The sequence below is a fragment of the Jiella sp. M17.18 genome (genome assembly GCF_041027365.1).
In the GTDB taxonomy this organism is placed as follows: domain Bacteria; phylum Pseudomonadota; class Alphaproteobacteria; order Rhizobiales; family Rhizobiaceae; genus VKMB-3413.
The window spans coordinates 39,593-63,354 of the sequence record NZ_JBFTEH010000009.1; the positions used below are offsets into that span (position 1 = coordinate 39,593).

Genomic DNA, 23,762 nt, shown 5'->3' on the forward strand with positions numbered 1-23,762 from the left:
TCCCCAAGAGACGGAAACGGCTGAAGGCTAAGGCAAGCCTCGCCGCCGCGCTTTCACCGCTCCGCCGATACCTTCGAGCGCGCCCTCCTGAAGCTCCAGCCCGAGCAGCCGCCGCGGGTCGACCGGTCCCGGCATGATCACGCTCCCCGGCGGCAGCGAGCGGTAGCCGAGGGGGGCGTAATAGGGCGGGTCGCCGACGAGGACGATCAGCCGCTCGCCCGTGTCCCGCGCGGCGTCGGCCGCGAGCCGCATCAGCGCCTTGCCGGCGCCCTTGTTCTTGTAGGCCGGCCGGACCGCGAGCGGCCCCAGCATCAGCGCCGGCGTCGTCCCGATCCGGATCGGCGTCAGGCGGACCGAGCCGATCACCACGCCCTCCAGTTCGGCGACGAAGGAGAGCGAAGGGTCGTGCGGCGCCATCTCGCGCACCCGCTCGGCGGCGCGGGAAAAGCGGCCGGGCCCGAAGGCCTCGTCGGCGATCGCTTCGATCGCGGCGGCATGATGCGGCTGTTCCGGCAGGAACCGGACATCGGCGAGAGAGAACATCGGGGAAGTTTCCGGACGATCGTGCAGGAGCAAAGGCGCCGGTCCTTTGCCGGGGTCGGGCAAAGGACGGGGCGACGAGGGTCAGCGCCGTTCGGCGCGGCCTTCCATTCGTCGTCGGCGCTGGATCATCCGGCAGGGCTCCATCTCGGGTTCCGCCCGGTAGCACCCCTGCGGGCGGGCGTAAAGCGCCGCATGCGCGGACGGCTCGCCGCGATTGACGCTCCGTCGCCCTGCCCGGCGGAACGGGCGTCACCATCTCCTGTTAGCATCGGGCGAGACGGGCAAAGCACAGGAGCGAGACGATGGGACTGCTGGTCGACGGCAAGTGGCAGGACAAGTGGTACGACACCGCTTCCACCGGCGGAAAGTTCAAGCGCAGCACGACGACCTTCCGAGACTGGATCACGGCGGACGGCGCGCCGGGACCGGACGGGCGGAAGGCCTATCCGGCCGAAGCGGGACGATACCACCTCTATGTCTCGCTCGCCTGCCCGTGGGCTCACCGCACGCTGATCACCCGCAAGCTGAAGAGGCTGGAGGACGCGATCTCGCTCTCGATCGTCGACTATCACATGGGCGAGGAAGGCTGGGTCTTCTCCGAGCGGCCCGGCGCGATCCCCGACAGCGTCCTCGGCAAGAAGCGGCTCTACGAGGTCTATCTCGAAGCCGACCCGCACTACACCGGCCGCGTCACCGTGCCCGTCCTCTGGGACAAGGAGACCGGCACGATCGTCAACAACGAGTCGGCCGAGATCATCCGCATCCTCAACACGGGCTTCAACGCCTTCGGCGATGCGTCCGTCGACGTAACGCCGGAGGCGCTGCTCCCGAAGATCGACGCGATCAACGTGCGCATCTACGACACCGTCAACAACGGCGTCTACAAGGCCGGCTTCGCGACGACGCAGCGGGCCTACGAGGCGGCGTTCCACCCGCTGTTCGAGACGCTGGACGACCTGGAGGAGCGGCTGTCGGCGCAGCGCTATCTCGTCCCCTCCTCCGCCCCGACCGAGGCGGACTGGCGCCTCTTCACCACGCTGATCCGCTTCGACGCCGTCTATCACGGCCATTTCAAGTGCAATCTCAGGCAGATCGCCGACTATCCCAACCTCTTCGGCTATATGCTGGAACTCTACCAGTGGCCGGGCGTCGCCGAGACGGTGAACTTCGAGCACATCAAGGGCCACTACTATTCGAGCCACAAGACCATCAACCCGACCGGCATCGTGCCGCTCGGGCCCGACCAGGACCTGACGCGCCCGCACAACCGCGACCGGCTGAAGGCCTGAGTACGGGCCCGTCTCGCGAGGTGGCCCTCGGTACAGGCCGTGCCCCGCGCCAAATCGAAGGCCGGGGGCTTTCCCTCAGCGGCGGCCGATCCGGTTTACCGGGCCGCCGCGATTCATCGGGGTTCCCGCGCGGATGCCGACGCCGGGGGCTCCGAGGCCGACCTTTGCCGGCGCACGGGCGACGCATCCGTGGGGGACGCCGACTCCGGTGCAATAGACCACCTTCGGCCGTGCGACACATCCTATGGGAACGCCAACGGTCTTGCAGTAGACGGCTGCGTGCGCCGGCTTCGGCGAGGGCCGCCGAACAGGGTGAAACCTGCAACGACGGCCGACAGAACTCCGCCTCGCAAGAGCATGGTGTTGGGGATCCGGCTGCGCTGCTGCATGGCGTCTTCCCTCAGAGGAAGCATTAGCTCGCCCGCTTCCATCCCCAAATTGACCTAAGGGAACATCGTTGTAAACAGCTGAATATATGCGAGAATGCCAGCTGCCGGCGCTTGCTTGACCGAAGTTCACCAATCGGGGTCCGGCGCGCGCTCGCCGGCGAGTTCCGCGATCCGCCGGCGGGTAGCGTCCGTCGTTCCGCCGGGCAGCGCGTCGACCGGGAAGAAGCCGGTCTCGGCGATCTCCCGGTCCGGCTGTTTCGGCGTGCTCTGGTGGAATGCGCCGCAGCGATAGAGCAGCACGTGGTCGCGGTCCGAGGCCTTGCGGTTGAAGTAGACGGCGAAGAGAGCCGGAGGGTCTTCGAGTTCGATGTTCGCCTCCTCGACGAGTTCCCGGCGGATCGCCGCCTCGGCGCTCTCGCCGGGGTCGACGCCGCCGCCGGGCATGTACCAGCCGGAGACGTAGGTGTGGCGCACGAGGAAGATCCGGCCGTCCCCGTCGAACACCGCGGCGCGCACGCCGAGCGTCACCGGCCGGGCGACGAGATGCACGCCGTGCATGGCGCGGATCAGCAATTTCTCGAAGCGCATCGGTTCCTCTCGCCTGCCCGCGGCCTACAATCCCAAGGGCTTTAGAGCATCGGACGGACACGTGAGACCCGCTCTTCGGGCCGTCCGATGCGATCCAGATCTTGGGGCACGAGACCCGATCTCCGGAATCGGATCTCGTGCTCTAACAGGAAGTCGTCGATGTTTCGCCTCGCCCATCTGTCGGATGTCCATCTCGGTCCGCTGCCGCAGCTCTCGCTGCGCGAGCTCGCCTCGAAGCGGGTGACCGGCTGGTACAACTGGCAGCGCAACCGGCGCCGGGCGATGTTCGGCGACACGCTGAGCGATCTGGTCCAGGACCTGAAGACGGAAGACCCCGACCACATCGCGGTCACCGGCGATCTCGTCAATCTCGCCACCAAGAAGGAGACGGTGGCCTCGGGGCTCTGGCTGCGCGATCTCGGCACGCCGCAGAGCGTCTCGCTCGTGCCCGGAAATCACGACGCCTACGTGCCCGGCGCGCTGAAGCGGTCCTATCGCGAGTGGTTCCCGTACATGACCGGCGACGACCCGCTCAACTCCGACGGCAGCGCCTTTCCCTATCTCAGGGTGCGCGGGCCGGTGGCGATCCTCGGCGTGTCGACGGCGGAGGCGACGGCGCCCTTCTTCGCCACCGGAACCTTCAAGCGGGGCCAGGCCTTGCGGCTGGCGCGGCTGCTGGAGACCACGCGCGCGCTCGGCCTGTTCCGCGTCGTCCTGATCCACCACCCGCCGATCTCCGGCGCTACCTCGTGGCACAAGCGGCTGATCGGCAAGCAGTTCTTCTCCAAGGTGATGCGGGAGGTCGGCGCCGAACTCGTGCTGCACGGCCATACCCATCTCGACACGCTGCACTGGCTGAACGGACCGGACAAGCAGATTCCGGTCGTCGGCGTGCCGTCGGCCAGCCAGGCGCCGGGCGGCGAGACGCCCGCCTCGCGCTACAACCTCTTCGAGATCGAGGGCGGGCCGGGCAAATGGACGCTGATCCAGCGCGAACGGGGCGCGCGCGAGCACGCTCCGGGCGTCGACTGGATCCGTGAGCGCGAGCTTCTGGCGGACGGACGAGCGATCGACGCCCGCCCGCGCGAGGATGCGCGTCCCGCCGAGGAGGTTCCGAAGTAACGGCACGAGCATGCCGAGGGCGCATGGCGTTCGCGCTGCGGCAGCCGGGCCGGCCGCTTTCGGGTCGCGGACGATCGGGGGAGAGGCGCCACCGCGATCTTACGGCGCGCGCCGGCTCAGCCGACGGCGACGCCCTGATAGGAGGCGATGGCGAGGAGCAGGCCGGCCCCGAGCACCGCCCCGATCATCAGCCAGACGAGGGCGATGACGAAATCCGCGCCCTTGGAGCGGCGCTCCGGCTCGCGCAGCGGCTCCGCATCGGCATCCTTCACCGCCTTCTGCCGCGGGGCGACGACACCGCGCGCCTCGACCATGTCCTCGGCGGCGAAGGCGCGCTCGCGCTCGACGATCCGCTCGGCGACATAGTCGGTCACGTGATCGGCGATCTGGCGTGGCTCGGTGGATTCGGCGAGCGTCAGCCGGCCGAGCCGCGTCTCGCGCACGAAGCGGTAGGTGCGCCGGTCGCGCGCCATCAGGACGTTGGCAGTGCCGTCGATCCACAGCCGCGGATGAATGCCGCCGGTGATCGTGAAGTCGAAGAAGTCGTCGCCCGCCGGCAGGTCGTCGATGACCGGCTGCAGCTCCTCGGCGAGGATCTCCAGGCGAGCACGGTCCGCCTCGCGGATGTCGACGATGACGTCCGAGCGCTGCGCCGCCGCGATCTTGGCCTGCCGCACGGCATCGGCGAGACGCTTCGTCCCCATCAGGGATGCGACATTGTCCTTGCCTTCGCCCATCGATTCGCTGCCTCGCACCATGTCCTTCAGAATCGCTTTACCATAGCGGGTCGCCGGCCGGAATAAACTGTCGGACCTGAAGTTGCCCGTGGGGGCGAAGCTTGCCCGCAGATGCGTCCGATCGGCAACGTTTCGCGCCGCCGATCGGAGATGCGGTCAGGCGTCAGCCGGCGACGATCCGGTTCACCGCCGAAACGATCGCCTCCAGCGAGGCGGCCGTGACGTTCTTGTCGATGCCGGCGCCGAACAGCCGGCCGCCCGGATGCTGCATCTCCACGTAGGAGATCGCGCGGGCGTCGGAGCCCGCCCCCAGCGAATGCTCGGAGTAGTCGAAGACCGAGACGTCGATGCCGATGTGCCGGCGCAACGCGTCGACGAAGCCGTCGATCGGGCCTGTGCCGAGGCCCTGGACCGCCACTTCTTCACCATTGTCGAGAACCGTCGCCTCGACGATGCGCTCGCCCTTGATCGTCGGGTTCGGCCGCGTCGTGTGCTCCACATATTTGAACCGGCCGCCCGGCTGCTCGACATAGCATTCGAGGAAGCGCTCGTAGATGCGCCTCGCCGGAAGCTCCACGCCCTCTTCGTCGGTGATCTTCTGGATGTCCTCGCGGAACTCGATCTGCAGGTTGCGCGGCAGGTTGAGCCCGTAATCGGCCTGCAGGACATAGGCGATGCCGCCCTTGCCGGACTGCGAGTTGATCCGGATGATCGCTTCGTAGCTGCGCCCGACATCCTTCGGATCGATCGGCAGATACGGGACTTCCCAAAGTTCCTTGTTTGCCGCGCGGACCGCCTTCATGCCCTTGTTGATCGCGTCCTGGTGCGAGCCGGAAAAGGCGGTGTAGACGAGTTCGCCGACATAAGGGTGGCGCTCCGGGATGACGAGCTTGTTGCAGTATTCGTAGACGTCCTTGATCCGGTTGATGTCGGAGACGTCGAGGCCGGGATCGATCCCTTGCGTGAACATGTTCAGCGCCAGGGTGACGAGATCGACATTGCCGGTGCGCTCGCCATTGCCGAAGAGCGTGCCCTCGACGCGGTCGGCGCCGGCCATCAGGCCGAGCTCGGTCGCCGCGACCGCCGTGCCGCGGTCGTTGTGCGGATGCAGCGAGACGATCAGGTTCTCACGGTTGTCGAGATTGCGGCACATCCATTCGATCTGGTCGGCATGGACGTTCGGCGTCGACATCTCGACGGTGGCCGGCAGATTGACGATGAGCTTGTTGTCCGGCGTCGGCCGGACGATCTCCGCGACCGCATTGCAGATCTCGGCGGCGAATTCGAGTTCGGTGCCGGTGAAGCTCTCGGGCGAGTATTCGAAGCGGTAGCCGCCGCCGGCTTTGGCCGCCATGTCGGTGATCATCTTCGCCGCGTCGACCGCGATCTGCTTGATCCCCGCCCGGTCCTTCTGGAACACGACGCGCCGCTGCAGTTCGCTGGTGGAATTGTAGAAGTGGACGATCGGCCGGACCGAGCCCTCGAGGGATTCGAACGTCTTCTGGATCAGCTCCGGCCGGCACTGCACCAGCACCTGCAGCGAGACGTCGTCCGGCGTGCCGCCATGCTCGATGCACCAGCGGGCGAAGTCGAAATCGGTCTGCGAGGCCGAGGGGAAGCCGATCTCGATCTCCTTGAAGTTCATCGCGAGCAGCAGCTTGAAGAAGCGCTCCTTGCGCTCGTGCCCCATCGGATCGACCAGCGCCTGGTTGCCGTCCCGGAGGTCGACCGAACACCAGATCGGCGGAGCGTCGATCGTCTTGCCCGGCCAGGTCCGGTCGGGAAGGTCGACCTGTCCGTAGGGCTGGTACTTGCGTGCTGCCATCGGCATGGTGCGCGGTACGGGGCGGCCGGCGGCTTCGGCGCGCGCGGCTTGGTCGGCGGACGGCGTGGCGGGACTGACTGACATCGGTGTGAACCTTGATCGCTCGGGACGGGTGCGCGAGGGGCCTTGGTGCCGCCTTCTAGATCGAACGCGTCCGAATGCATACGGAAGATTGTGAGGTTCGACGGGGCAGTGGGCGGAGCAAGTTCGGGACCGCGCCGGCTCGACCGCCGGACGCCCCCTCGATCAACGGGTCCGACGGCCGCCGCTAAGAAGCGTAAGGAGCGGAAGCAGACCGAGCGACGGCGTGGCGCAGCTTGCGCGCATCGCGGTCGTCGAGAAGGTGGCTTCCGTCTTCATGAGCGCGAGGGTAGCCGATCACGCGCGTAATGCAAGCCTGGGCCGGCAGGATCTTCGCGACGTTGCCTCCGCGGGCGGTCCGAGCCGGAAACTTCGGTAGGAGACCACGGTTCACCGGCGCATCACCGCCTTGTGATGCGTCCTCTTCCGGGTCCGCAACGATAAGCTCACGCGACTATTCCCGTTGCTGATCAAGGACTTCACGGAACCCCGGACGAAAAAGCTTGCCCGGCTTCACAACTGTCACGGGCAGTCTCTCCAAACACTCTGAAGCCTCTGGCATTTACGCGGGCTTTACGGCTGATCCCGCAACATACTCCCCTAACGTAAGGGCGGAATCGGGGACAGGAATGGCCGAGGGGGAGACGCGAGCAGGGCAGCCGACGCCTCGGCGCGGCCTCGTTCGGCTGCTCGCGCGCAATCTCTTGTGCTGTCTCTCCTACTTCCTCGCGTTCCGGGCCGCGTTCGGCTTCACCCTGCTGATGCCGCCGGACGCGCAATGGGCATGGTGGGTTCCGATCTGGTTTCCGGCCGGTATCGCGCTCGGCCTCAGCCTGCGCTACGGCGCGGCCATCCTTCCCGGCGCCTGGATCGGGTCGGTGGCGGCCGACCTGTCGATGGGGCTGTTCGGGCCGTCGAGCTTCCTCGTCGCCACCGTCCACGCCGGCGAGCCGCTCCTGATCCTCTGGCTGCTGAAGCGCGGCGGCCTGAAGCCGGCCGACCTGTTCGTCAAACCGGCGGACGCGTTCCGCTTCGTCACCGCATCGCTCGCCGTCATCTGTCTGTTCAGCGCGCCGATCGGCGGGATGGTCCTTGCCTTCGCAGGCAACGCGGTGACGCTCGCCGGCTGGGCCGAAGACGCATGCCGCTGGGGGTTGGCCGATCTTGCCGCCGTCCTGGTGGTGACGCCGCCGCTGCATCTCGCTCTTCAGGGAAGATCCGCTCCGCCGGGCGAAGCCGGGGTGTCACCCTTCCTCGTCCTTTCGCTCGGCTTCCTCCTTCCGGCGGTCGTCTTCTCGGACGTCGCGAGCCATACCGGCTTCTCGATTCTGCCGGTCGGCTTCGTTCTGTTTCCGCTCGTCGTGTGGTCCGGCCTGCGGCAGCGACCGCTGGAGACCGCCTGCCTCGTCGCGGCGATCGTCGTCACCGTCTGCGCCGCGACGGCCGCCGGCCATGGTCCCTTCGCCACCGCCGCAGCGCCGCCCCAGAGCCTCTTCCTCGTCGAGGGCTTCATCATCGCGATCAGCCTGACCGGCCTGCTGCTGGCGGCGGCCAATGCGGAGCGGCTGGCCTTGCAGGGCAAGCTCCGCGCTCTCGTCGACGGCCTCGACACGCTGATCGAGGAGCGCACCGCGGAGCTTCACAAGACGAACCGCCGGCTGCAGGCGGAGATCACCGCCGGCCGGCGGACCGCCGCCATCATTCGCGGTCACAGCGTCATCATGGAGATGCTGGCCACCGGCCGCGACCTCGGCGACATCGCCGAAAGCATGGTGGAAGAACTCCACAGGTCCCAGCCGTCATGGGATGCGGCGATCCTGGTGGCGACGGCCGAGGGGGGATGGTGCATTCTCGGCGGCAATCGCGAGGATGCAGCCTTCGCACGCCTGCCGGAGCAGCTCCGCAACGGTGCCGTATCGGCACCGAGCCGTTCGCCGGTGGCGGCCCTGCAGCGGCGTGCGGCGCACGCCTTCCGCATTCGGGGCGAGGAGACGGTGGTGCCGGCGGGGCAGATGCACTTCGAGCCGATCCCGCTCGGGCGCGAGAGCGGCGAAGCGCTGCTGGCGATCCGGGCGGTCGCCGGTCCGTCCGCCCAGCCGTTCGACATCGAGCTTGCGCGCGACGCCGCGCGCCTTGCCGGAATCGTCATCGAGAACTGCCGGACGCAGGAACGGCTGCGCCATGCGGCAACGCATGACACGCTGACCGGCGCCCTCAACCGGCACGGATTCTTCGATGCGGTCAGCACCAAGATACGGATGGCGGCGACCAGTCCCGGCAGGCTGGCGATCTTCTATGTCGACCTAGACGGCTTCAAGTCTGTGAACGACCGGTGCGGCCACGAAGTCGGCGACCGGCTGCTCGTGGAAATCGCCCGGCGCATCGGCGCTCTGCTGAAGCCCGACGATCTGCTCTGCCGGCTCGGCGGCGACGAGTTCGTCATGGCGCTCGGCGATCTCGCCGACCGCGAGGCGGCGACGCTTCTCGCGGTGCGGCTGGTGGCCGCCTGCCGCGCGCTGGAGAGCCTTGCCGGCACCGGCCTCACCGTCACGCCCAGCATCGGCATCGCCTTCCTCGACAACACCGTCACGCCGATCGGGGTGCTGCTCGACCGGGCCGACGCGGCCATGTACGCGGCCAAGCGCGACGGCGGCGGACGGGCGGCCTTCCACGACGAGATCGAGACGGCGACCAGGCGCAGCGCGTCGGCCTGACGTTCGGCTTTCAGAGCACCGGTACGCCGGTCTGCTTGGCCTCGCCCTCGGGCTCCACGTGGATCGACACGCGGACGCCGACGAAGGCCTCCTGCAACGCGTCCTCGATCCGGTCGCAGATGTCGTGCGCCGCACCCACGCTCATCTCGCCGGGGACGACGAGGTGGAACTCGATGAACATCGCCCGGCCGGCCAGCCGCGTCTTCAGGTCGTGCACCTCGATCGCGCCGTCGGCGTTCGACGAGATCAGGTCGCGCACCTGCGCTTCCTCCTGCGAGTCGATCGCCTGATCCATCAGGCCGGACAGCGAGGAGGTGACGACCTTGTAGCCCTCCCGCAGGATGTTCAGTGCGACCAGCGCCGCCATGGCGGGGTCGAGCACCTCCCAGCCGGTCCAGGTGGCGACGACGAGGCCGATCAGCACGCCGACGGAGGTGACGACGTCCGCCATCATGTGCCGCCCGTCCGCCGCGAGCGCCGGCGAGCGGTGCGTGCGGCCGCGCCGGATCAGGAACCAGCCCCAGGCGAAATTGATGACGGTCGCGATGCCGTTGACGGCGATGCCGAGCAGCGGCGTCTCCAGCGTCCGGGGCACCAGGAACGCGTCCCAGGCCTCCTTCAGGATCAGGAGCGCCGCGACGACGATCAGCACGCCCTCGACGACGGCCGAGAAATACTCGGCCTTGGTGTGGCCGAAGGGATGGTCGCTGTCGGCCGGCTTGTAGCTGACCGTCACCGCCCACAGCGCCACCGCGCCGGCAACCACGTTGACGATCGATTCCAGCGCGTCCGAGAACAGCGCGACGGAGCCCGTCAGCTCATAGGCGACGTACTTGATTGCAAGCACCGCCACGGCGACGCCGATCGACATCGCCGCGATCCGCTTGGCGAGGTTCGCAGAGTTCTCCGGCATGATCACTGCGGCCGCCCGTCAGGCGGCCTTCTCGCGGGCTCGCCGCGGCAGATGCGCGACGATGTTCTCGATCATCCGCATGCCGGCCTCGCCGCCGAGCGACATGATGCTCTCCGGATGGAACTGCACGGCCGCGACCGGCTCGGAGCGGTGCTCGAAGGCCATGACGATGCCGTCCTCGGTCTCGGCTGTCACCTCGAAATCCCTCGGCAGCCGCACCGGATCGGCGAAGATCGAGTGGTAGCGCCCGACCGTCACCTCGCCCGGCAGGCCGGAGAAGATGATGCCGGGCTTGGCGATGCGGATGCGCGAGGGCTTGCCGTGGACCGGCACGTGCAGCGTGCGGAGCGTTCCGCCATAGGCCTCCGCCAGCGCCTGCAGGCCGAGGCACACGCCGAAGATCGCCGCGCCATGCTTGCGGGCCGCGGCGATGGTGCCCTTGCAGTCGAAGTCGGACGGGTTGCCCGGCCCCGGCGACAGGACGACGAGGTCCGGATCCAGCCGCTCGAAGATCTCCGCCGGAACCGGCGTGCGCACCGTCGAGACCGTCGCGCCGGTCTGGCGGAAATAGTTGGCGAGGGTATGGACGAAGCTGTCCTCGTGGTCGACGAGCAGGATCCGCAGACCCTCGCCCACCCGCGCCGCCGCGCGCTTGCCGGCGCCGGCGTTGGAGACGCCGGCCTCCCGGATCGCGCCGAGCAGAGCGGAGGCTTTCAGCTCGGTCTCGGCCTCTTCTTCTTCAGGATTGGAATCATAGAGGAGGGTCGCCCCGGCCCGCACTTCCGCGATGCCGTCCTTCAGCCGGATGGTCCTGAGAGTCAGGCCGGTGTTGAGGTCGCCGTTGAAGTGCACCATGCCGACGGCGCCGCCGTACCAGGCGCGCGGGCTCTTCTCGTGGCCCTCGATGAAGCGCATGGCCCAGAGCTTCGGCGCGCCGGTCACGGTCACCGCCCAGGCGTGGGAAAGGAAGGCGTCGAAGGCGTCCATGCCGTCGCGCAGGCGCCCCTCGATGTGATCCACCGTGTGGATCAGCCGCGAATACATCTCGATCTGCCGCCGACCGATCACCCTGACGGAGCCGGGATCGCAGACCCGGCTCTTGTCGTTGCGGTCGACGTCCGAACACATGGTGAGCTCGGATTCGTCCTTCTTGGAGTTCAGAAGCTTCAGGATCTGCTCGGAGTCCGAGATCGCGTCCTCGCCGCGCTTGATCGTGCCGGAGATCGGGCAGGTCTCGACCCGCCGGCCGTTGACCCGCACGAACATTTCAGGCGAGGCGCCGATCAGGAACTCGTTCTGCCCGAGATTGATGAAGAAGGAATAGGGCGACGGGTTCACCGCCTTCAGCCGTCGCGAGATCTCCGACGGGCGATGCTCGGCGCGCTCGTAGAACACCTGGCCGGGAACGACCTCGAACAGGTCGCCGCGGACGAACTTCTCCTTCGCGGCGCGCACGAGCTCGGCATATTCGCCGGGCTGATGGTCGCCGCGCGGCGGGATCCGGTCCGCCGCGGCGAAGGGCGCCGGCGCGCCCCCGCCCGCGAGGCCGGCCGTCGAGCGGTCGCCCGCCTCGAAGTCGTAGGCGGTGACGAAGGCCGCGGCCGAGTAGTGGTCGACCTCCAGCAGCTCGTCCGGCAGATAGAGCACGAGGTCGCGCCGCTGCGGATCGCGCTCCAGCACCTCCGGCACCGGGTCGAATTGATAGGCGAGATCGTAGCCGAAGGCGCCGTAGAGCCCGAGGTCGCGATCCTCATCGGTGCGGAACAGCGAGACGATCGCCCGCAGCACCGAGAAGACGGTGGGAACGCGCGAGCGCTCCTCCTCCGTCACCGCGCCGCCCGGCTGCTTCACGACGAGGTCGAGCCGCGCCCCTTGCCGCTCGAACCGCTCGAGATCGGAGAGACCGTCGAGGGCATCGGCGACGATGGCGAGGAGCACAGCGCCTCGCGGGTTCAGCGCCTCGATCCACATCTCCCGCCCGCGGGACGAGACAACCAGCGGCGGGTCGACGAAGGCGACGTCCTGCCGGGTATAGCGGCCGGGATATTCGTAGTTGGAGAACAGGATCGCGCCGCGCCGGGTATCCAGCTGGTCGAAATAGGGCTCGATGGCGCCCTCGTAGGCCACCGCCCGGCGGGTCCGGGTGACGGTGACGCCGCCGGCCGTGACATAGCGCTCGCGCCCGCTGTCCAGATGTTCGCTCACCATGGTTCCCTCCGGGTCGGAAAGTGCCCCCTCCGGGCGCGCCATGCAAAAAGGCCGCCCGGATGATGGAGGCGGCCTTCGTTCGTGATCACAGATGTGACGGTACGGCCGCTGTCAGAGCGTCCACCACCAATTCTTCGCTGCGATCGTCGCGTGTCTCATGCCCAAAGCGATAGCGGACCTGCCGGCGAAGGGCAACGACAAAAGCGAGGGAGCGCAGCCTCCGGGCCCGGCTGCAGCAAGCGCGGGCGATCGTCGCCGGCCTCAGGCCGCGAGCCTCAGCCGGTCTTCGGCCCGCCGCTTCTCCAGGAATTGCACGAATCGCGCAATGTCGAGCGGACGCGAGATGTGGTAGCCTTGCACGAAATCCACGGGTGGCTGGACCTGTCGCAGCATGTCGAGCCGCGCCTCGGTCTCGATCCCCTCCACCACGATGACGCGGCCGGAGGTGTGGATCATCTCGATCGCCAGCACCAGCATGCGCGCCATCAGGCTGTCGTCCGGCGCCATGGCGAAGCTGCGGTCGAGCTTCACGCCGTCGACCGACAGTGCGGCGAGGTTCTGGATGTTCGAATAGCCGCTGCCGAAGTCGTCGATATAGGTGCGCACACCGACGGCGCGAAGCGCCTGGATCTGGCGCTGCGCCTCGTCCACGTCCACCGCGTCGCTCTCCACCAGTTCGATGATGACGGAGAAGCGTTCCGGCATGGCCAGGAACGGCTCGAAGATTTCTTGCAAGGCCGTGCAATCGAGATCGCGCGGAAAGATGTTGAAGGTGACGGCCAGCGGATGGTCGACCGGCGTCGCCTGCGAGAGTTCCGCGAAGGCGCGCCGCACCACCATCCGCGTGAACGCCAGCGTCAGCCCGTGACGCTCCACCAGCGGGATGAAGCGGTCGGGATAGACGATCGTGTCGTCGACGTCGCGCCAGCGCGCCAGCACCTCGCAGGCCGCGACCCGCCCGGTCGTCACGTCCAGGATCGGCTGATAGGCGCAGACAACCGAATCCGCGTCGAGATGGCGCCGGAACCGCGCTTCCAGCGACCAGTAGCGGACGATCAGCGCGCGGCCGCGCCCGGCGAGGCAGATCGACAGCAGTGCCGCAAGGACCAGGGCCCCCGCGACATGCGGCTTGTGGGCGAGCACGACCGCCAGCGGTGATGCCGCCATGCCGGCGCAGACATAGTCGCCCTCGATGCAGGTCACGTCGCGGATCGTGAGATCGGACATCCGGAGGCCGGCCCCGGGCGCACGGCCGCGCCGGACGACGCCGAGCTGACCGCCGCGGTGCCAGGTCTGCCCCGCCGTGCCGATGAAGGAAGTCTCCCAGCGCATCCAGTCAGGCGGCGAAACGTTTTCGGTCTCGCGCGGCACGACGATGCCGATGTCGTCGTGGAGAACGATCGTGCCGATCAGCCCGTCCAGCCCGCCGGTCTTGAGGTAGCTGTCGATCCACATCCGCGAGGTGAAATGAGCCGTCACCCGCTCCACGTCGGGCGGCCCGAGATCGACCGGCTGCGCGAGCGTCGGCGCATGCGCGGTGCATCGGATCACTCCGCCGGGGGCATAGACGAACTCGTTGAAGCCGTCGGGCAGGTAGGCCACCCGCTGGAACTGTCGGTGGAACGCCGGCGAACATGGAGCCGCGGTGACCTGTCGGCCGATCGCGGCGAAGGTCGAACGCAGGTTGCGAGAAATCTGCTCGTAAGGCCGCAGCAGTTCCCGCTCTTCCAGCCGCATCGTGTCCTTGACGTGCTCGACGCCCAGGAAGGCAGCGAGAGAGACGAGGACCAGGAAGGTCGCCACGCCCAGCACGAGTTCGATGACGCGTTGCCGTCGGGCGGAGATGAGAAGACTGACAAGTTTTGCCATGCCACGCTCTTGCCGATTGCAAGGCAGTGAGACCGGAAACGTTTTGAGGATTGATTAAGTGGGTGGCTGCGAAACCGGCCGGATCGTTCAGCCCGCGGTAACGGATCGACCGGAGGGCCTTCGATATGCGAGAGTTTCGGCGCGGCGACCGGCGCGGCCTTTCGGGGACCCTCCGCGCCGCAGGGCAGCCGCGGCGAGCGTCATCGTCCTGTCATCGCCCAGCCGCTAGTCCCCGGCGAGACTTCCGTGCCGCCGGCGCGGAAGACGTCCGAAAAACGCAGGAGAATGCCCGATGATCCGCTCTTCCGGCCTGTTCGCCGCCGCCTCCCTCGCCGCAGCGCTTCTTGCCGCTCCGGCCATGGCGCAGCCTTCCGGCAAGCTCGTCCTCTACACCAGCCAGCCCAACGCGGATGCGCAGCGGACCGTCGACACCTTCGAGAAGGCCTATCCGAACGTCCATGTCGAATGGGTGCGCGACGGCACGACCAAGGTCATGGCCAAGCTCCAGGCCGAGTTCGCCGCGGGCAATCCGCAGCCCGACGTGCTGCTCATCGCCGACAGCGTGACCATGGCCGGCCTGAAGCGCGACGGCCGGCTGATGCCTTACGAGAAGGCCGACACCACCGGCTTCGACAAGGGTCTCTACGACAAGGACAAGACCTGGTTCTCGACCAAGCTGATCACCACCGGCATCATGAACAACACCCGTTCGCAGATGGTGCCGACCTCGTGGAAGGATCTGACCAAGCCCGAGGCCAAGGGCCAGGTGACGATGCCGAGCCCGCTGACCTCCGGTGCGGCCCTCGTCCATCTCGCGACCCTCGTCCAGAACCCGGACTTCGGCTGGGACTACATCGAAGCGCTCGCGAAGAACGGCGCGACGGCGTCCGGCGGCAACGGCGCCGTCTTCAAGTCGGTCGCGGGCGGCGAGAAGGCCTACGGCGTCGTCGTCGACTATCTGCCGATCCGCGAGGCGGCCAAGGGCTCGCCGGTGAACTTCGTCTTCCCGACCGAGGGCGTCTCGGCCGTCACCGAGCCGGTGGCGATCCTGAAGACCGCCAAGAACGTCGAAGCCGCCAAGGCCTTCGTTGATTTCCTCCTGTCCAAGGACGGCCAGAAGCTCGCCTCCGACATGGGCTATCTGCCGGCCCGCGAGGGCATCGCACCGCCGGCCGGCTTCCCCTCGCGCGACAAGATCAAGCTGATGAAGTTCGATCCGGACGAAGCCCTGAAGAACGAGCACGCCAACAAGAAGCGCTTCGCCGAGATCTTCGGCGGCTGATCGCGCGCCCTTGTCCGCAACACGTTCCAGAATCCGGCTGGACGGCGAGGGCGCGACCCTCGCCGTCCTCCTCGTCTTCGTCGCCGCCGTCAGCGCCCTGCCCGTCGGCCGGCTTATCCTCGAAGCCTTTGCGCCCGGGGGACGGTTCGACCTTTCCGTCATCGCCTCGGTGCTGTCGGCCGGCTCGACCTGGACCGCGGCCTGGCATTCCCTCGTCACCGCCGGTTTCGGCACGGCGATCTCGCTCGTCCTCGGCACGCTCTTCGCCCTCCTCGTCGCCTTGACCGACATGCGCGGCAAGGCGGCGCTGGTGTTCTGCTTCCTGTTGCCGCTGATGATCCCGCCGCAGGTCACGGCGCTCTCCTGGGCGCAGCTCTTCGGGCCGGCGAGCCCGCTCCTGATCACCCTCGGCCTCGCCCCGCCGCTCGGGAGCCCGAACCCGATCTACAGCCGCGAGGGCATCATCCTCTTGCTGGGCATCCAGCAGGCGCCGCTGGTCTTCCTGACGGTTCGGGCGGGCCTGCGGTCGCTGCCGCGCGAGATGATCGAGGCGGCCCGCTCCTGCGGCGCCAGGCGCCTTTCCGTCCTCTTCACCATCGTCCTGCCGATGATGACGCCGCCGCTCGTCGCCGGGGCGGCGCTCGCCTATGTCTCCTCGGTCGGCAATTTCGGCATTCCCGCCCTCCTCGGCATCCCGGCCGGCTACACGGTCCTGCCGACGCTGATCTACGAGCGGCTGGCGAGCTTCGGGCCGTCGATCATCTCCGACGTCGCGGTGCTGTCGATCCTCGTCGGCGTGCTCGCCGTCCTCGGCTTCGCGGTCCAGTCGCTCATCACCGGCCGGCGCGACTATCGCACCGTCGGCGCACCGTCGCAGGCCCTCAGCTATCCGCTCGGCCGCGCCCGGCCGCTGGTCGAGGCGGGAGCCTGGGCGATCATCGTCCTGATCCTCGTCGTCCCGCTCCTCGCCCTCGTCGCGACATCGCTGGTCAGCGCATACGGCGTCGCGCTGTCGGAGAAGACGGTGACGCTGTCGAACTATGCCGAGGTGCTGTTCCGTCAGGACGCGACGGTGCGGGCCTTCCGCAACTCCTTCTTCCTCGCCTGCGGCGCCTCGGCCCTCCTGATGATCATCGCCGTGCCCTTCGCGGCCTTCGTCGTCTGGCGGCCGAACCGGCTGCTGCGCGGTCTCGCGGCGCTCGCCGAAGTGCCCTACGCCCTGCCCGGCATCGTCCTCGGCATCGCCGCGATCCTGATCTTCATCCGGCCGCTGCCCGTCTTCGGGATCAGCCTCTACAACACGATCTGGATCATCTTCTTCGCCTATCTCGCCCGCTTCCTGACGCTGTCGCTGCGCCCGGTCGTCGGCGCCGTGCAGCAGACCGACAGGGCGCTGGAAGAGGCCGCGCGGATGACCGGCGCCAGCTATCTCTTCCGGCTGCGCACCATCCTCTTTCCGCTGCTGGCGCCGGCGGCCGCGGCCGGCGCGATCCTCACCTTCATGACGAGCTTCAACGAGCTGACGGTCTCGGCGCTGCTCTGGTCGGCCGGCAACGAGACGCTCGGCGTCGTCGTCTTCAACCTCGACGACGGCGGCTATACGGTGCTCGCCTCGGCGGTCGCGGCGGTGACGGTGGCCGTGATCGTCGCGATCATGGGCGTCACGGCGCTGTTCGCCCGCCTGCTGCCGCGCGGCGTCCTGCCCTGGACCAACTGACGGGGCAGGGCGATCAGGCGCCTGACGCGGCTGCGGCTCAGGCCGCCTCGGCAGCGCCCTCGGTCGCGTCGTCCGCTTCCCCGCGGGGCAGCAGCCAGGCATCCGTGACGGCGACCTGTACCGCGCTTGCGACGGGCCGCATCCGGTCGGACCGCACCGGCAGGATGGTGCCGGGCGCCGCATCGGGTTCGACCTCGAGGATCGCATGCGAGCCCTTGAAGGTCGCCTTCCTCACCCTCGCGGCAAAGCCGCCGGCGTCGCCGGCGACGAGATCGTCGGCCTTCAGGCCGAGCAGGCCGTCGCGCCCATGGGCGGCTCCGGGCGCGCAGCGGACGACCAGGCGGGCACCGAACAGTTGCACCTCCGCGTGGCCGCCGTCCGTCTCCCCAAGGATCCGGCAGTCGACCACCCGGCCATTGCCGACGAAGCGCGCGACCGTCTCGTTCGCCGGCTCGCGGTAGAGCGTCTCAGGTGCCGAGACCTGCAGCACCCGGCCCTTCTCCATGACCGCGACGCGGTCGGCCATCGCCATCGCCTCGGCCTGGTCGTGGGTGACATAGACCATGGTGGCGCCGGTCTTTTCGTGGAATTCGCGGAAGGTGTCCTCCATCGCCGCGCGAAGGTTGACGTCGAGATTGGCGAGCGGCTCGTCGAGGAGGACGATCGCCGGGTCCATGGCGAGGCAGCGGGCGAGCGCGACGCGCTGGCGCTGGCCGCCCGAGAGGTCGGCGGGGCGGCGGCCCTCGAAGCCGGTCAGGTCGACCGCGGCCAGCGCGGCCGCGACCTTCTCCGCGCGGGCCGTTCCCCGAACGCCGCGCACCCGCAGCGGATAGCCGACATTCTCGCCGACGCTCATATGCGGCCAGAGGGCGTAGGACTGGAAGACGATCGCCGCGTTGCGCTCTTCCGGCGGCACATGCGTCCCGCGCCCGGCGACGCAGCGCCCGTCGAAGGCGATCTCGCCCTCCGACAGCTGCTCGAAGCCCGCGATGAGGCGCAGGAGCGTCGTCTTCCCGCAGCCGGAGGGGCCGAGCAGGGCGACGAACTCTCCGGCGGCGATGTCCAGCGAGACGTTTGAAACCGCGGCGTTCGTCCCGAACCGCCGGGTCACGGCCTTCAGCGTTATCGCAGCCACCTGAACTTCCTCGTCACGCACCGTCGGTCGATGCGCACGTCTTACGGAGCGCCGGACGGCGGGTCGAGAGCAGCGAAACCATCCGGCGCGAATTGTCGTCCGAGACCGTTGCAAATGTCGCACTTTCGCCAAAGAAGTTCTGGCATTGCAGCCCCGACGGCCGCGTGCCGTCGCAGCCTCGGACAGGTGCGGGAGCCTGTCGGCAACAGCATGAGCGGGACGGCCATCGCCCCGCATGGGACGTTCGAAGGGACCAAGATGCAGCGGAAGACTCATTTCCTCGGCGACGATGCACCGTCCGGGGGCCGCGGGCTGTCGCGCCGCAAGTTTCTCGGCGCCGCGGCGGCGCTGGGGCTCCTGCCCACGGCCCACCGGGCCTTCGCCAAGGAGCAGCTGCTGAAGTTCAAGCCCGCCAAGCCCTTCTCCTTCGAGATCCTCGCCGACCGGGCGCGGCGTATGGCGATGCAGCCCTATATGCCGGAGACGCCGCGCGACAAGGCGGTGCTCGACCGGATCGACTACGACGCCAACTGGAAGATCCGGTACAAGCCGGAGGCGACGCTCGAGGTCGCCGGCGGCAAGGCGCCGGTGCGCATGTTCTTCCTCGGCCAGTATTTCGAGCTGCCGGTCGGCATCCACGTCGTCGACGGCGACCAGTCGCGCCAGCTGATCTACGATCCCGACCTCTTCGAGATGCCGGCGGACAGCCCGGCGCAGGCGCTGCCCGACGACATCGGCTTTGCCGGCTTCCGGGTGATGACGCCGGACCAGAAGAGCGACTGGCTGGCCTTCCTCGGCGCGGCCTATTTCCGCTCCAGCGGCGAACTCGACCAGTACGGCCTGTCGGCGCGTGCCGTCGCCCTCGACGTCGCCATGCCGACACCGGAGGAGTTTCCGCGCTTCACCGAATACTATCTCGAGCGCTCGACGACGCCCGGCCGAGAACTCGTCATCACCTGCATGATGGACTCGCCGCGCATGACCGGCGCCTTCCGCATGGATGTCGGCAGAGACGGTCCGGTGGTGATGGACATCCAGACGCGCTTCTACGCCCGCGCGCCGATCGCGCGTGTCGGGCTCGCGCCACTGACCTCGATGTTCTGGTACTCCCAGACCGGCAAGCCGGAGCATACCGACTGGCGCCCCGAGGTGCACGACAGCGACGGCCTCGCCATCTGGACGGGAGCCGGCGAGCGCATCTGGCGGCCGCTCAACAATCCGCCCCAGGTGATGACGTCGAGCTTCTCCGACGAGGACCCGAAGGGCTTCGGCCTGTTGCAGCGCGACCGCGACTTCGACCACTACCAGGACGACGGCGTGTTCTACGACAAACGCCCGAGCGTCTGGGTCGAGCCGAAAGGCGGCTGGGGCCGCGGCGCGGTGCAGCTCGTCGAGATCCCGACCGACGACGAGATCCACGACAACATCGTCGCCTATTGGGTCTCGGACAAGCCGGTCGAGAAGGGCGACGAGATCGCGCTCGCCTATCGCCTCACCTGGGGCAAGGACCAGCCGCATCCGCCGCAGAACGGTGTCGTCACAGCGACCCGGATCGGCCGAGGCGGCATTCCCGGCCAGCCCCGGCCGAAGGGTGTCATGAAGTTCGCGGTCGATTTCGACGGCGGGCCGGTCGCCGAACTCCCCCGGGATGCCAAGGGCGTGGAGGCGGTCGTGACCGCCTCGCATGGAGAGCTCTCGCATGTCGACTGCTATTCGGTGAAGGTCGACACCGCCTGGCGTTTGATCTTCGACCTGAAGACCGACAACCCGGAACCGGTGGACCTGCGCGCCTATCTCAAGCGCGGCGACGCCGCGCTGACCGAGACCTGGCTCTACCAGTACATCCCGGGTCAGGACACCGCCGCATAGGCCTCGGCTCGCGGGGCGGGCGTCGCCCTCGGTCCCGGTTTATCCGCCGTCCGACAGGCGACCGACGGCTGCGGTTAAGGCTTTCGCAACGATATCTGAGGGTTTTCCGCCGTCGGCGGCCAAGTTTTCGTGATGCGGAAATGCCGCCTTAAGGAACTCGCGCACAGATCGTCCTCGCGCATGATGCGCGCTCCGCTCACATGCCGGCCGACCGGCCGATGGCATCCGCGGAGGCTTGCGAAGGGACGAAAGATGAAGCCGATCGCCATACTGGGAGCCGGCATCGCCGGCCTGACCGCTGCTGCCGACCTCAACCGGCGCGGCTTTTCCGTCATCGTCTTCGAGGCCGGCAAGGCGGTCGGCGGCATGATGTCCTCCTTCAAGGACCCCGCCGGCTTCACCTACGACTTCGGCGCGCACTTCGTGAACAATCGCCTCGCCAAGGCGCTGGGTGCCGGCCATATCTGCCGGACCGTGAAGCACTATGGCGAGGCCGTCCATCTTGGCGGCAAGAGCTACGGCTATCCCTTCGGCCTGATGCGGTCCCCGCGCTTCGCCCGCGGCGCTCTCGCCGCGAGGCTCCAGCACGGCGAGGCGGCGACCGCCGCCGACTGGTTCCGCCAGAGCTATGGCGACGCGCTCGCCGAAGAGGTCGCGATCCCGCTGGCCGAGGCCTGGTCGGGCGCGCCGGCCGACCGGCTGTCGCCGGCCGTCGGCAACAAGATGATGAACGGCGCGCTGAAGACGCTCTACCTCAAGGCGTCCGCGCGGATGACCGGCCGTGCCGTCTGCATCGGCTATTCGCACGAGCGGCGGGAGGGCGCCGGCATCTACCACGTCTACCCCGAAGGCGGCATCGCCAAGCTGCTCGAGCCGACGCTTGCCGAGGTCCGCCATCTCGTCCGGCTGGAATCGCCGGTCGAGAAGATCCTGGTCGAGGACGGAGCCGTGAAGGGCGTGCGCGTCCATGGCGAGACGATCGAGGCATCGGCGGTGATCTCCACCGCGCCGGTCCACGTCCTGCCGAAGCTGATGGAGGGGACGGACGCGCTCGACCATCTCGCGCGCTTCCGCTACCGGCCGATGATCTTCGTCAACCTGCATTTCGACGGGCGCCACCATCTGCCCGACACCATGCTCTGGGTGCCGCGCCGCGACCTGCCCTTCTTCCGGCTGACCGAGACGCCGATCTCGATGCCGTGGCTGGCGCCGCAGGGCAAGACGCTGATCACCTTCGACATCGGCTGCCAGGTCGGCGACGAACACTGGACCATGTCCGACGAGAAGCTGGCCGAGATCTGCCTCGACGGCCTCAGCGAACTCTACCCGCATCTGCGCGGCAAATATCTCGGCGCCGGCGGCATCATGAAGACGCCGATCTCCTACCCCGTCTACCATCTCGACTACGAGGAAGAGCGCCAGCGCTTCGCGCAGACCACGGGCGTCGACGGCCTCTACAGCATCGGCCGCAACGGCGAGTTCGCGCACATTCTGATGGAGGACGTCTACTTCCGCACGCTTCGCCGCAACGATGACGTTGCGGCCTATGTCGGCGAGCCGCAGGCGATGGTCCGCAGCGAGGCCGAAGGCATTGCGGGCCTCAGGGCGATGAGCGAGCGGATGGCGGACGCCGTCGGGAAGAACTCGAAGGCCGACGCCGCCTGAACCGGCCCTCCGGCTGCGACATCAGTCCGGGCGAGTGGTGGAGCGAGCGCTGCGGCTCGCTCCACAGCTTCAGAACAGCCCCTCGATCTGCCCTTCGTCGTTCAGCCGGATCGTCTCCGCCGCCGGCTTCGACGGCAGGCCGGGCATGGTCATGATCTCCCCGCAGATCGCGACGACGAAGCCGGCGCCGGCCGACAGGCGAACCTCGCGCACATGCACGGAGAATCCCTCCGGCGCACCGCGCCGCGTCGGGTCGGTCGAGAAGGAATACTGCGTCTTCGCCATGCAGACCGGCAGGCGCCCGTAGCCGGCCTCCTCCCAGGCCGCCAGCTGCTGGCGCACGGAGGTGTCCGCCGTCGCCTCGGCGCCGCGATAGATCCGCTTCACCACCGTCTCGATCTTGTCGAACAGGGAGAGGTCGTCGCCATAGATCGGCCGGAAGTCCGCGGCGCCGGAATCGGCGAGTTCGACGACCTTGTGCGCCAGGTCCTCGATCCCCGCCGAGCCCATGGCCCAGTGGCGGCAGAGGATCGCCTCGACGCCCTTGGCCTGCGCGAAGGCTTTGAGCGCGGCGATCTCGGCCTCGGTGTCCGAGGCGAAGTGGTTTATCGCGACGACCACCGGCACGCCGAAGCTTTTGACGTTCTCGATGTGGCGGCCGAGATTGGCGCATCCCGCCGTCACCGCGTCGACGTTCTCGACGCCGAGATCGGCCTTGGCGACGCCGCCGTTCATCTTCATCGCCCGCACCGTCGCGACAATCACCGCCGCGTCCGGCTTTAGGCCCGCCTTGCGGCACTTGATGTCGAAGAACTTCTCCGCCCCGAGATCGGCGCCGAAGCCGGCTTCGGTGACGACGTAGTCGGCGAGCTTCAGCGCGGTCTTGGTGGCGACGACGGAGTTGCAGCCATGCGCGATGTTGGCGAACGGGCCGCCATGCACGAAGGCCGGGTTGTTCTCCAGCGTCTGCACGAGGTTCGGCTGCATGGCGTCCTTGAGGAGCACGGCCATGGCGCCGTCCGCCTTCAGGTCGCGCGCGGTCACCGGCCTCCTGTCGCGGCGATAGCCGACGATGATGTCGCCGAGCCGCCTCTCCAGGTCCTTCAGGTCCTCGGCGAGGCAGAGGATCGCCATGACTTCCGAGGCGACGGTGATGTCGAAGCCGGTCTCGCGGGGATAGCCGTTGGCCGGCCCGCCGAGCGAGGCGACGATGTCGCGCAACGCCCGGTCGTTCATGTCGATGACGCGCCGCCAGGTGACGCGGCGCGAGTCGATGCCGAGTTCGTTGCCCCAGTGGATGTGGTTGTCGATCATCGCGGCGAGGAGGTTGTGCGCCGTGGTGATGGCGTGGAAGTCGCCGGTGAAGTGGAGGTTCATCTCCTCCATCGGCACCACCTGCGCGTAGCCGCCGCCGGCCGCGCCGCCCTTCATGCCGAAGTTCGGGCCGAGCGAGGCCTCGCGGATGCAGATCGCGGCTTGTCTGCCGATCCGGTTCAGCCCGTCGCCGAGCCCGACCGTGGTCGTCGTCTTGCCCTCGCCCGCCGGCGTCGGGTTGACGGCGGTGACGAGGATCAGCCGGCCGTCCCGGCGCCCCTGAAGCGACTTGATGAAGTCCGCCGAGATCTTCGCCTTGTCGTGGCCATAGGGGACGAGGTCGGCCTCGCCGATGCCGAGAGTCGCGGCGACGTCGCGGATCGGCCGCTTCTTGGCGGCCCTGGCGATGGCGATATCGGAAGGAACGTCTGTCATGGCCTCATGTCGCTTGGCGGATGATCGACGGACCATAGGGGAGACGGCAGGCGATTGCCACAGGCGC

Annotated in this window: 16 protein-coding genes; 7 read left to right on the top strand and 9 right to left on the bottom strand. The window is 68.2% G+C overall.

Features of this window, described 5'->3' with window-relative positions; translation table 11 throughout:
* Positions 1-27: 27 nt before the first annotated feature.
* Positions 28-543, bottom strand: coding sequence for a GNAT family N-acetyltransferase (locus AB5S17_RS16695; RefSeq protein WP_369241408.1), 516 nt, complete (start codon positions 541-543; stop codon positions 28-30).
* Between the two features lie 302 nt (positions 544-845).
* Between AB5S17_RS16695 and AB5S17_RS16700 the strand changes: the two genes are divergently transcribed.
* A complete protein-coding gene (locus AB5S17_RS16700) occupies positions 846-1,832 on the top strand; it encodes a glutathione S-transferase family protein (RefSeq protein WP_369241410.1) in 987 nt (328 codons plus the stop codon).
* A gap of 515 nt (positions 1,833-2,347) precedes the next feature.
* Here AB5S17_RS16700 and AB5S17_RS16705 read toward each other — a convergent pair.
* Positions 2,348-2,809 carry an NUDIX domain-containing protein gene (locus AB5S17_RS16705; RefSeq protein WP_369241412.1) on the bottom strand — a complete coding sequence of 154 codons (462 nt, stop codon included), beginning with the start codon at positions 2,807-2,809 and terminating at the stop codon, positions 2,348-2,350.
* 159 nt (positions 2,810-2,968) lie between these two features.
* Here AB5S17_RS16705 and AB5S17_RS16710 point away from each other — a divergent pair, with 159 nt between their 5' ends.
* Positions 2,969-3,931, top strand: a complete 963-nt coding sequence (locus AB5S17_RS16710) for a metallophosphoesterase (protein ID WP_369241414.1) — start codon at positions 2,969-2,971, stop codon at positions 3,929-3,931.
* Positions 3,932-4,047: 116 nt separating this feature from the next.
* On the opposite strand, the gene AB5S17_RS16715 is transcribed toward AB5S17_RS16710, so the two are convergent.
* Together AB5S17_RS16715 and leuA are read right to left on the bottom strand one after the other, a co-directional pair.
* Positions 4,048-4,668, bottom strand: a complete 621-nt coding sequence (locus AB5S17_RS16715; protein ID WP_369241416.1) for a hypothetical protein — start codon at positions 4,666-4,668, stop codon at positions 4,048-4,050.
* A 163-nt stretch (positions 4,669-4,831) separates the two neighbouring features.
* The gene (gene leuA, locus AB5S17_RS16720) at positions 4,832-6,499 is read right to left on the bottom strand and encodes a 2-isopropylmalate synthase (protein WP_369241662.1); all 1,668 of its coding nucleotides are present in this window, start codon (positions 6,497-6,499) and stop codon (positions 4,832-4,834) included.
* 704 nt (positions 6,500-7,203) lie between these two features.
* On the opposite strand from leuA, the gene AB5S17_RS16725 reads away from it, so the two are divergent.
* The gene (locus AB5S17_RS16725) at positions 7,204-9,288 is read left to right on the top strand and encodes a diguanylate cyclase (protein ID WP_369241418.1); all 2,085 of its coding nucleotides are present in this window, start codon (positions 7,204-7,206) and stop codon (positions 9,286-9,288) included.
* Between the two features lie 10 nt (positions 9,289-9,298).
* Here the strand turns inward: AB5S17_RS16725 and AB5S17_RS16730 are convergent, their stop codons facing one another.
* The 3 genes from AB5S17_RS16730 to AB5S17_RS16740 form a co-directional block, all read right to left on the bottom strand.
* A complete protein-coding gene (locus tag AB5S17_RS16730; protein ID WP_369241420.1) occupies positions 9,299-10,201 on the bottom strand; it encodes a cation diffusion facilitator family transporter in 903 nt (300 codons plus the stop codon).
* An 18-nt stretch (positions 10,202-10,219) separates the two neighbouring features.
* Positions 10,220-12,409 carry an anthranilate synthase gene (locus AB5S17_RS16735; protein WP_369241422.1) on the bottom strand — a complete coding sequence of 730 codons (2,190 nt, stop codon included), beginning with the start codon at positions 12,407-12,409 and terminating at the stop codon, positions 10,220-10,222.
* A gap of 261 nt (positions 12,410-12,670) precedes the next feature.
* Complete coding sequence (locus tag AB5S17_RS16740) at positions 12,671-14,278, bottom strand: EAL domain-containing protein (RefSeq protein ID WP_369241424.1); 1,608 nt, start codon at positions 14,276-14,278, stop codon at positions 12,671-12,673.
* Positions 14,279-14,570: 292 nt separating this feature from the next.
* Between AB5S17_RS16740 and AB5S17_RS16745 the strand changes: the two genes are divergently transcribed.
* Positions 14,571-15,560, top strand: a complete 990-nt coding sequence (locus tag AB5S17_RS16745) for an ABC transporter substrate-binding protein (protein WP_369241426.1) — start codon at positions 14,571-14,573, stop codon at positions 15,558-15,560.
* Positions 15,561-15,570: 10 nt separating this feature from the next.
* Positions 15,571-17,277 (top strand): ABC transporter permease, encoded by a 1,707-nt coding sequence (locus tag AB5S17_RS16750; protein ID WP_369241428.1) that lies wholly within the window; start codon positions 15,571-15,573, stop codon positions 17,275-17,277.
* 37 nt (positions 17,278-17,314) lie between these two features.
* On the opposite strand, the gene AB5S17_RS16755 is transcribed toward AB5S17_RS16750, so the two are convergent.
* Complete coding sequence (locus AB5S17_RS16755; protein ID WP_369241430.1) at positions 17,315-18,412, bottom strand: ABC transporter ATP-binding protein; 1,098 nt, start codon at positions 18,410-18,412, stop codon at positions 17,315-17,317.
* A 258-nt stretch (positions 18,413-18,670) separates the two neighbouring features.
* Between AB5S17_RS16755 and AB5S17_RS16760 the strand changes: the two genes are divergently transcribed.
* Entirely contained in the window at positions 18,671-20,281 is a 1,611-nt protein-coding gene (locus tag AB5S17_RS16760; protein WP_369241432.1) for a glucan biosynthesis protein, read from the top strand.
* 252 nt (positions 20,282-20,533) lie between these two features.
* Entirely contained in the window at positions 20,534-21,946 is a 1,413-nt protein-coding gene (locus AB5S17_RS16765; protein WP_369241434.1) for an NAD(P)/FAD-dependent oxidoreductase, read from the top strand.
* A 69-nt stretch (positions 21,947-22,015) separates the two neighbouring features.
* Here the strand turns inward: AB5S17_RS16765 and AB5S17_RS16770 are convergent, their stop codons facing one another.
* A complete protein-coding gene (locus AB5S17_RS16770; protein ID WP_369241436.1) occupies positions 22,016-23,695 on the bottom strand; it encodes a formate--tetrahydrofolate ligase in 1,680 nt (559 codons plus the stop codon).
* Positions 23,696-23,762: the final 67 nt, after the last annotated feature.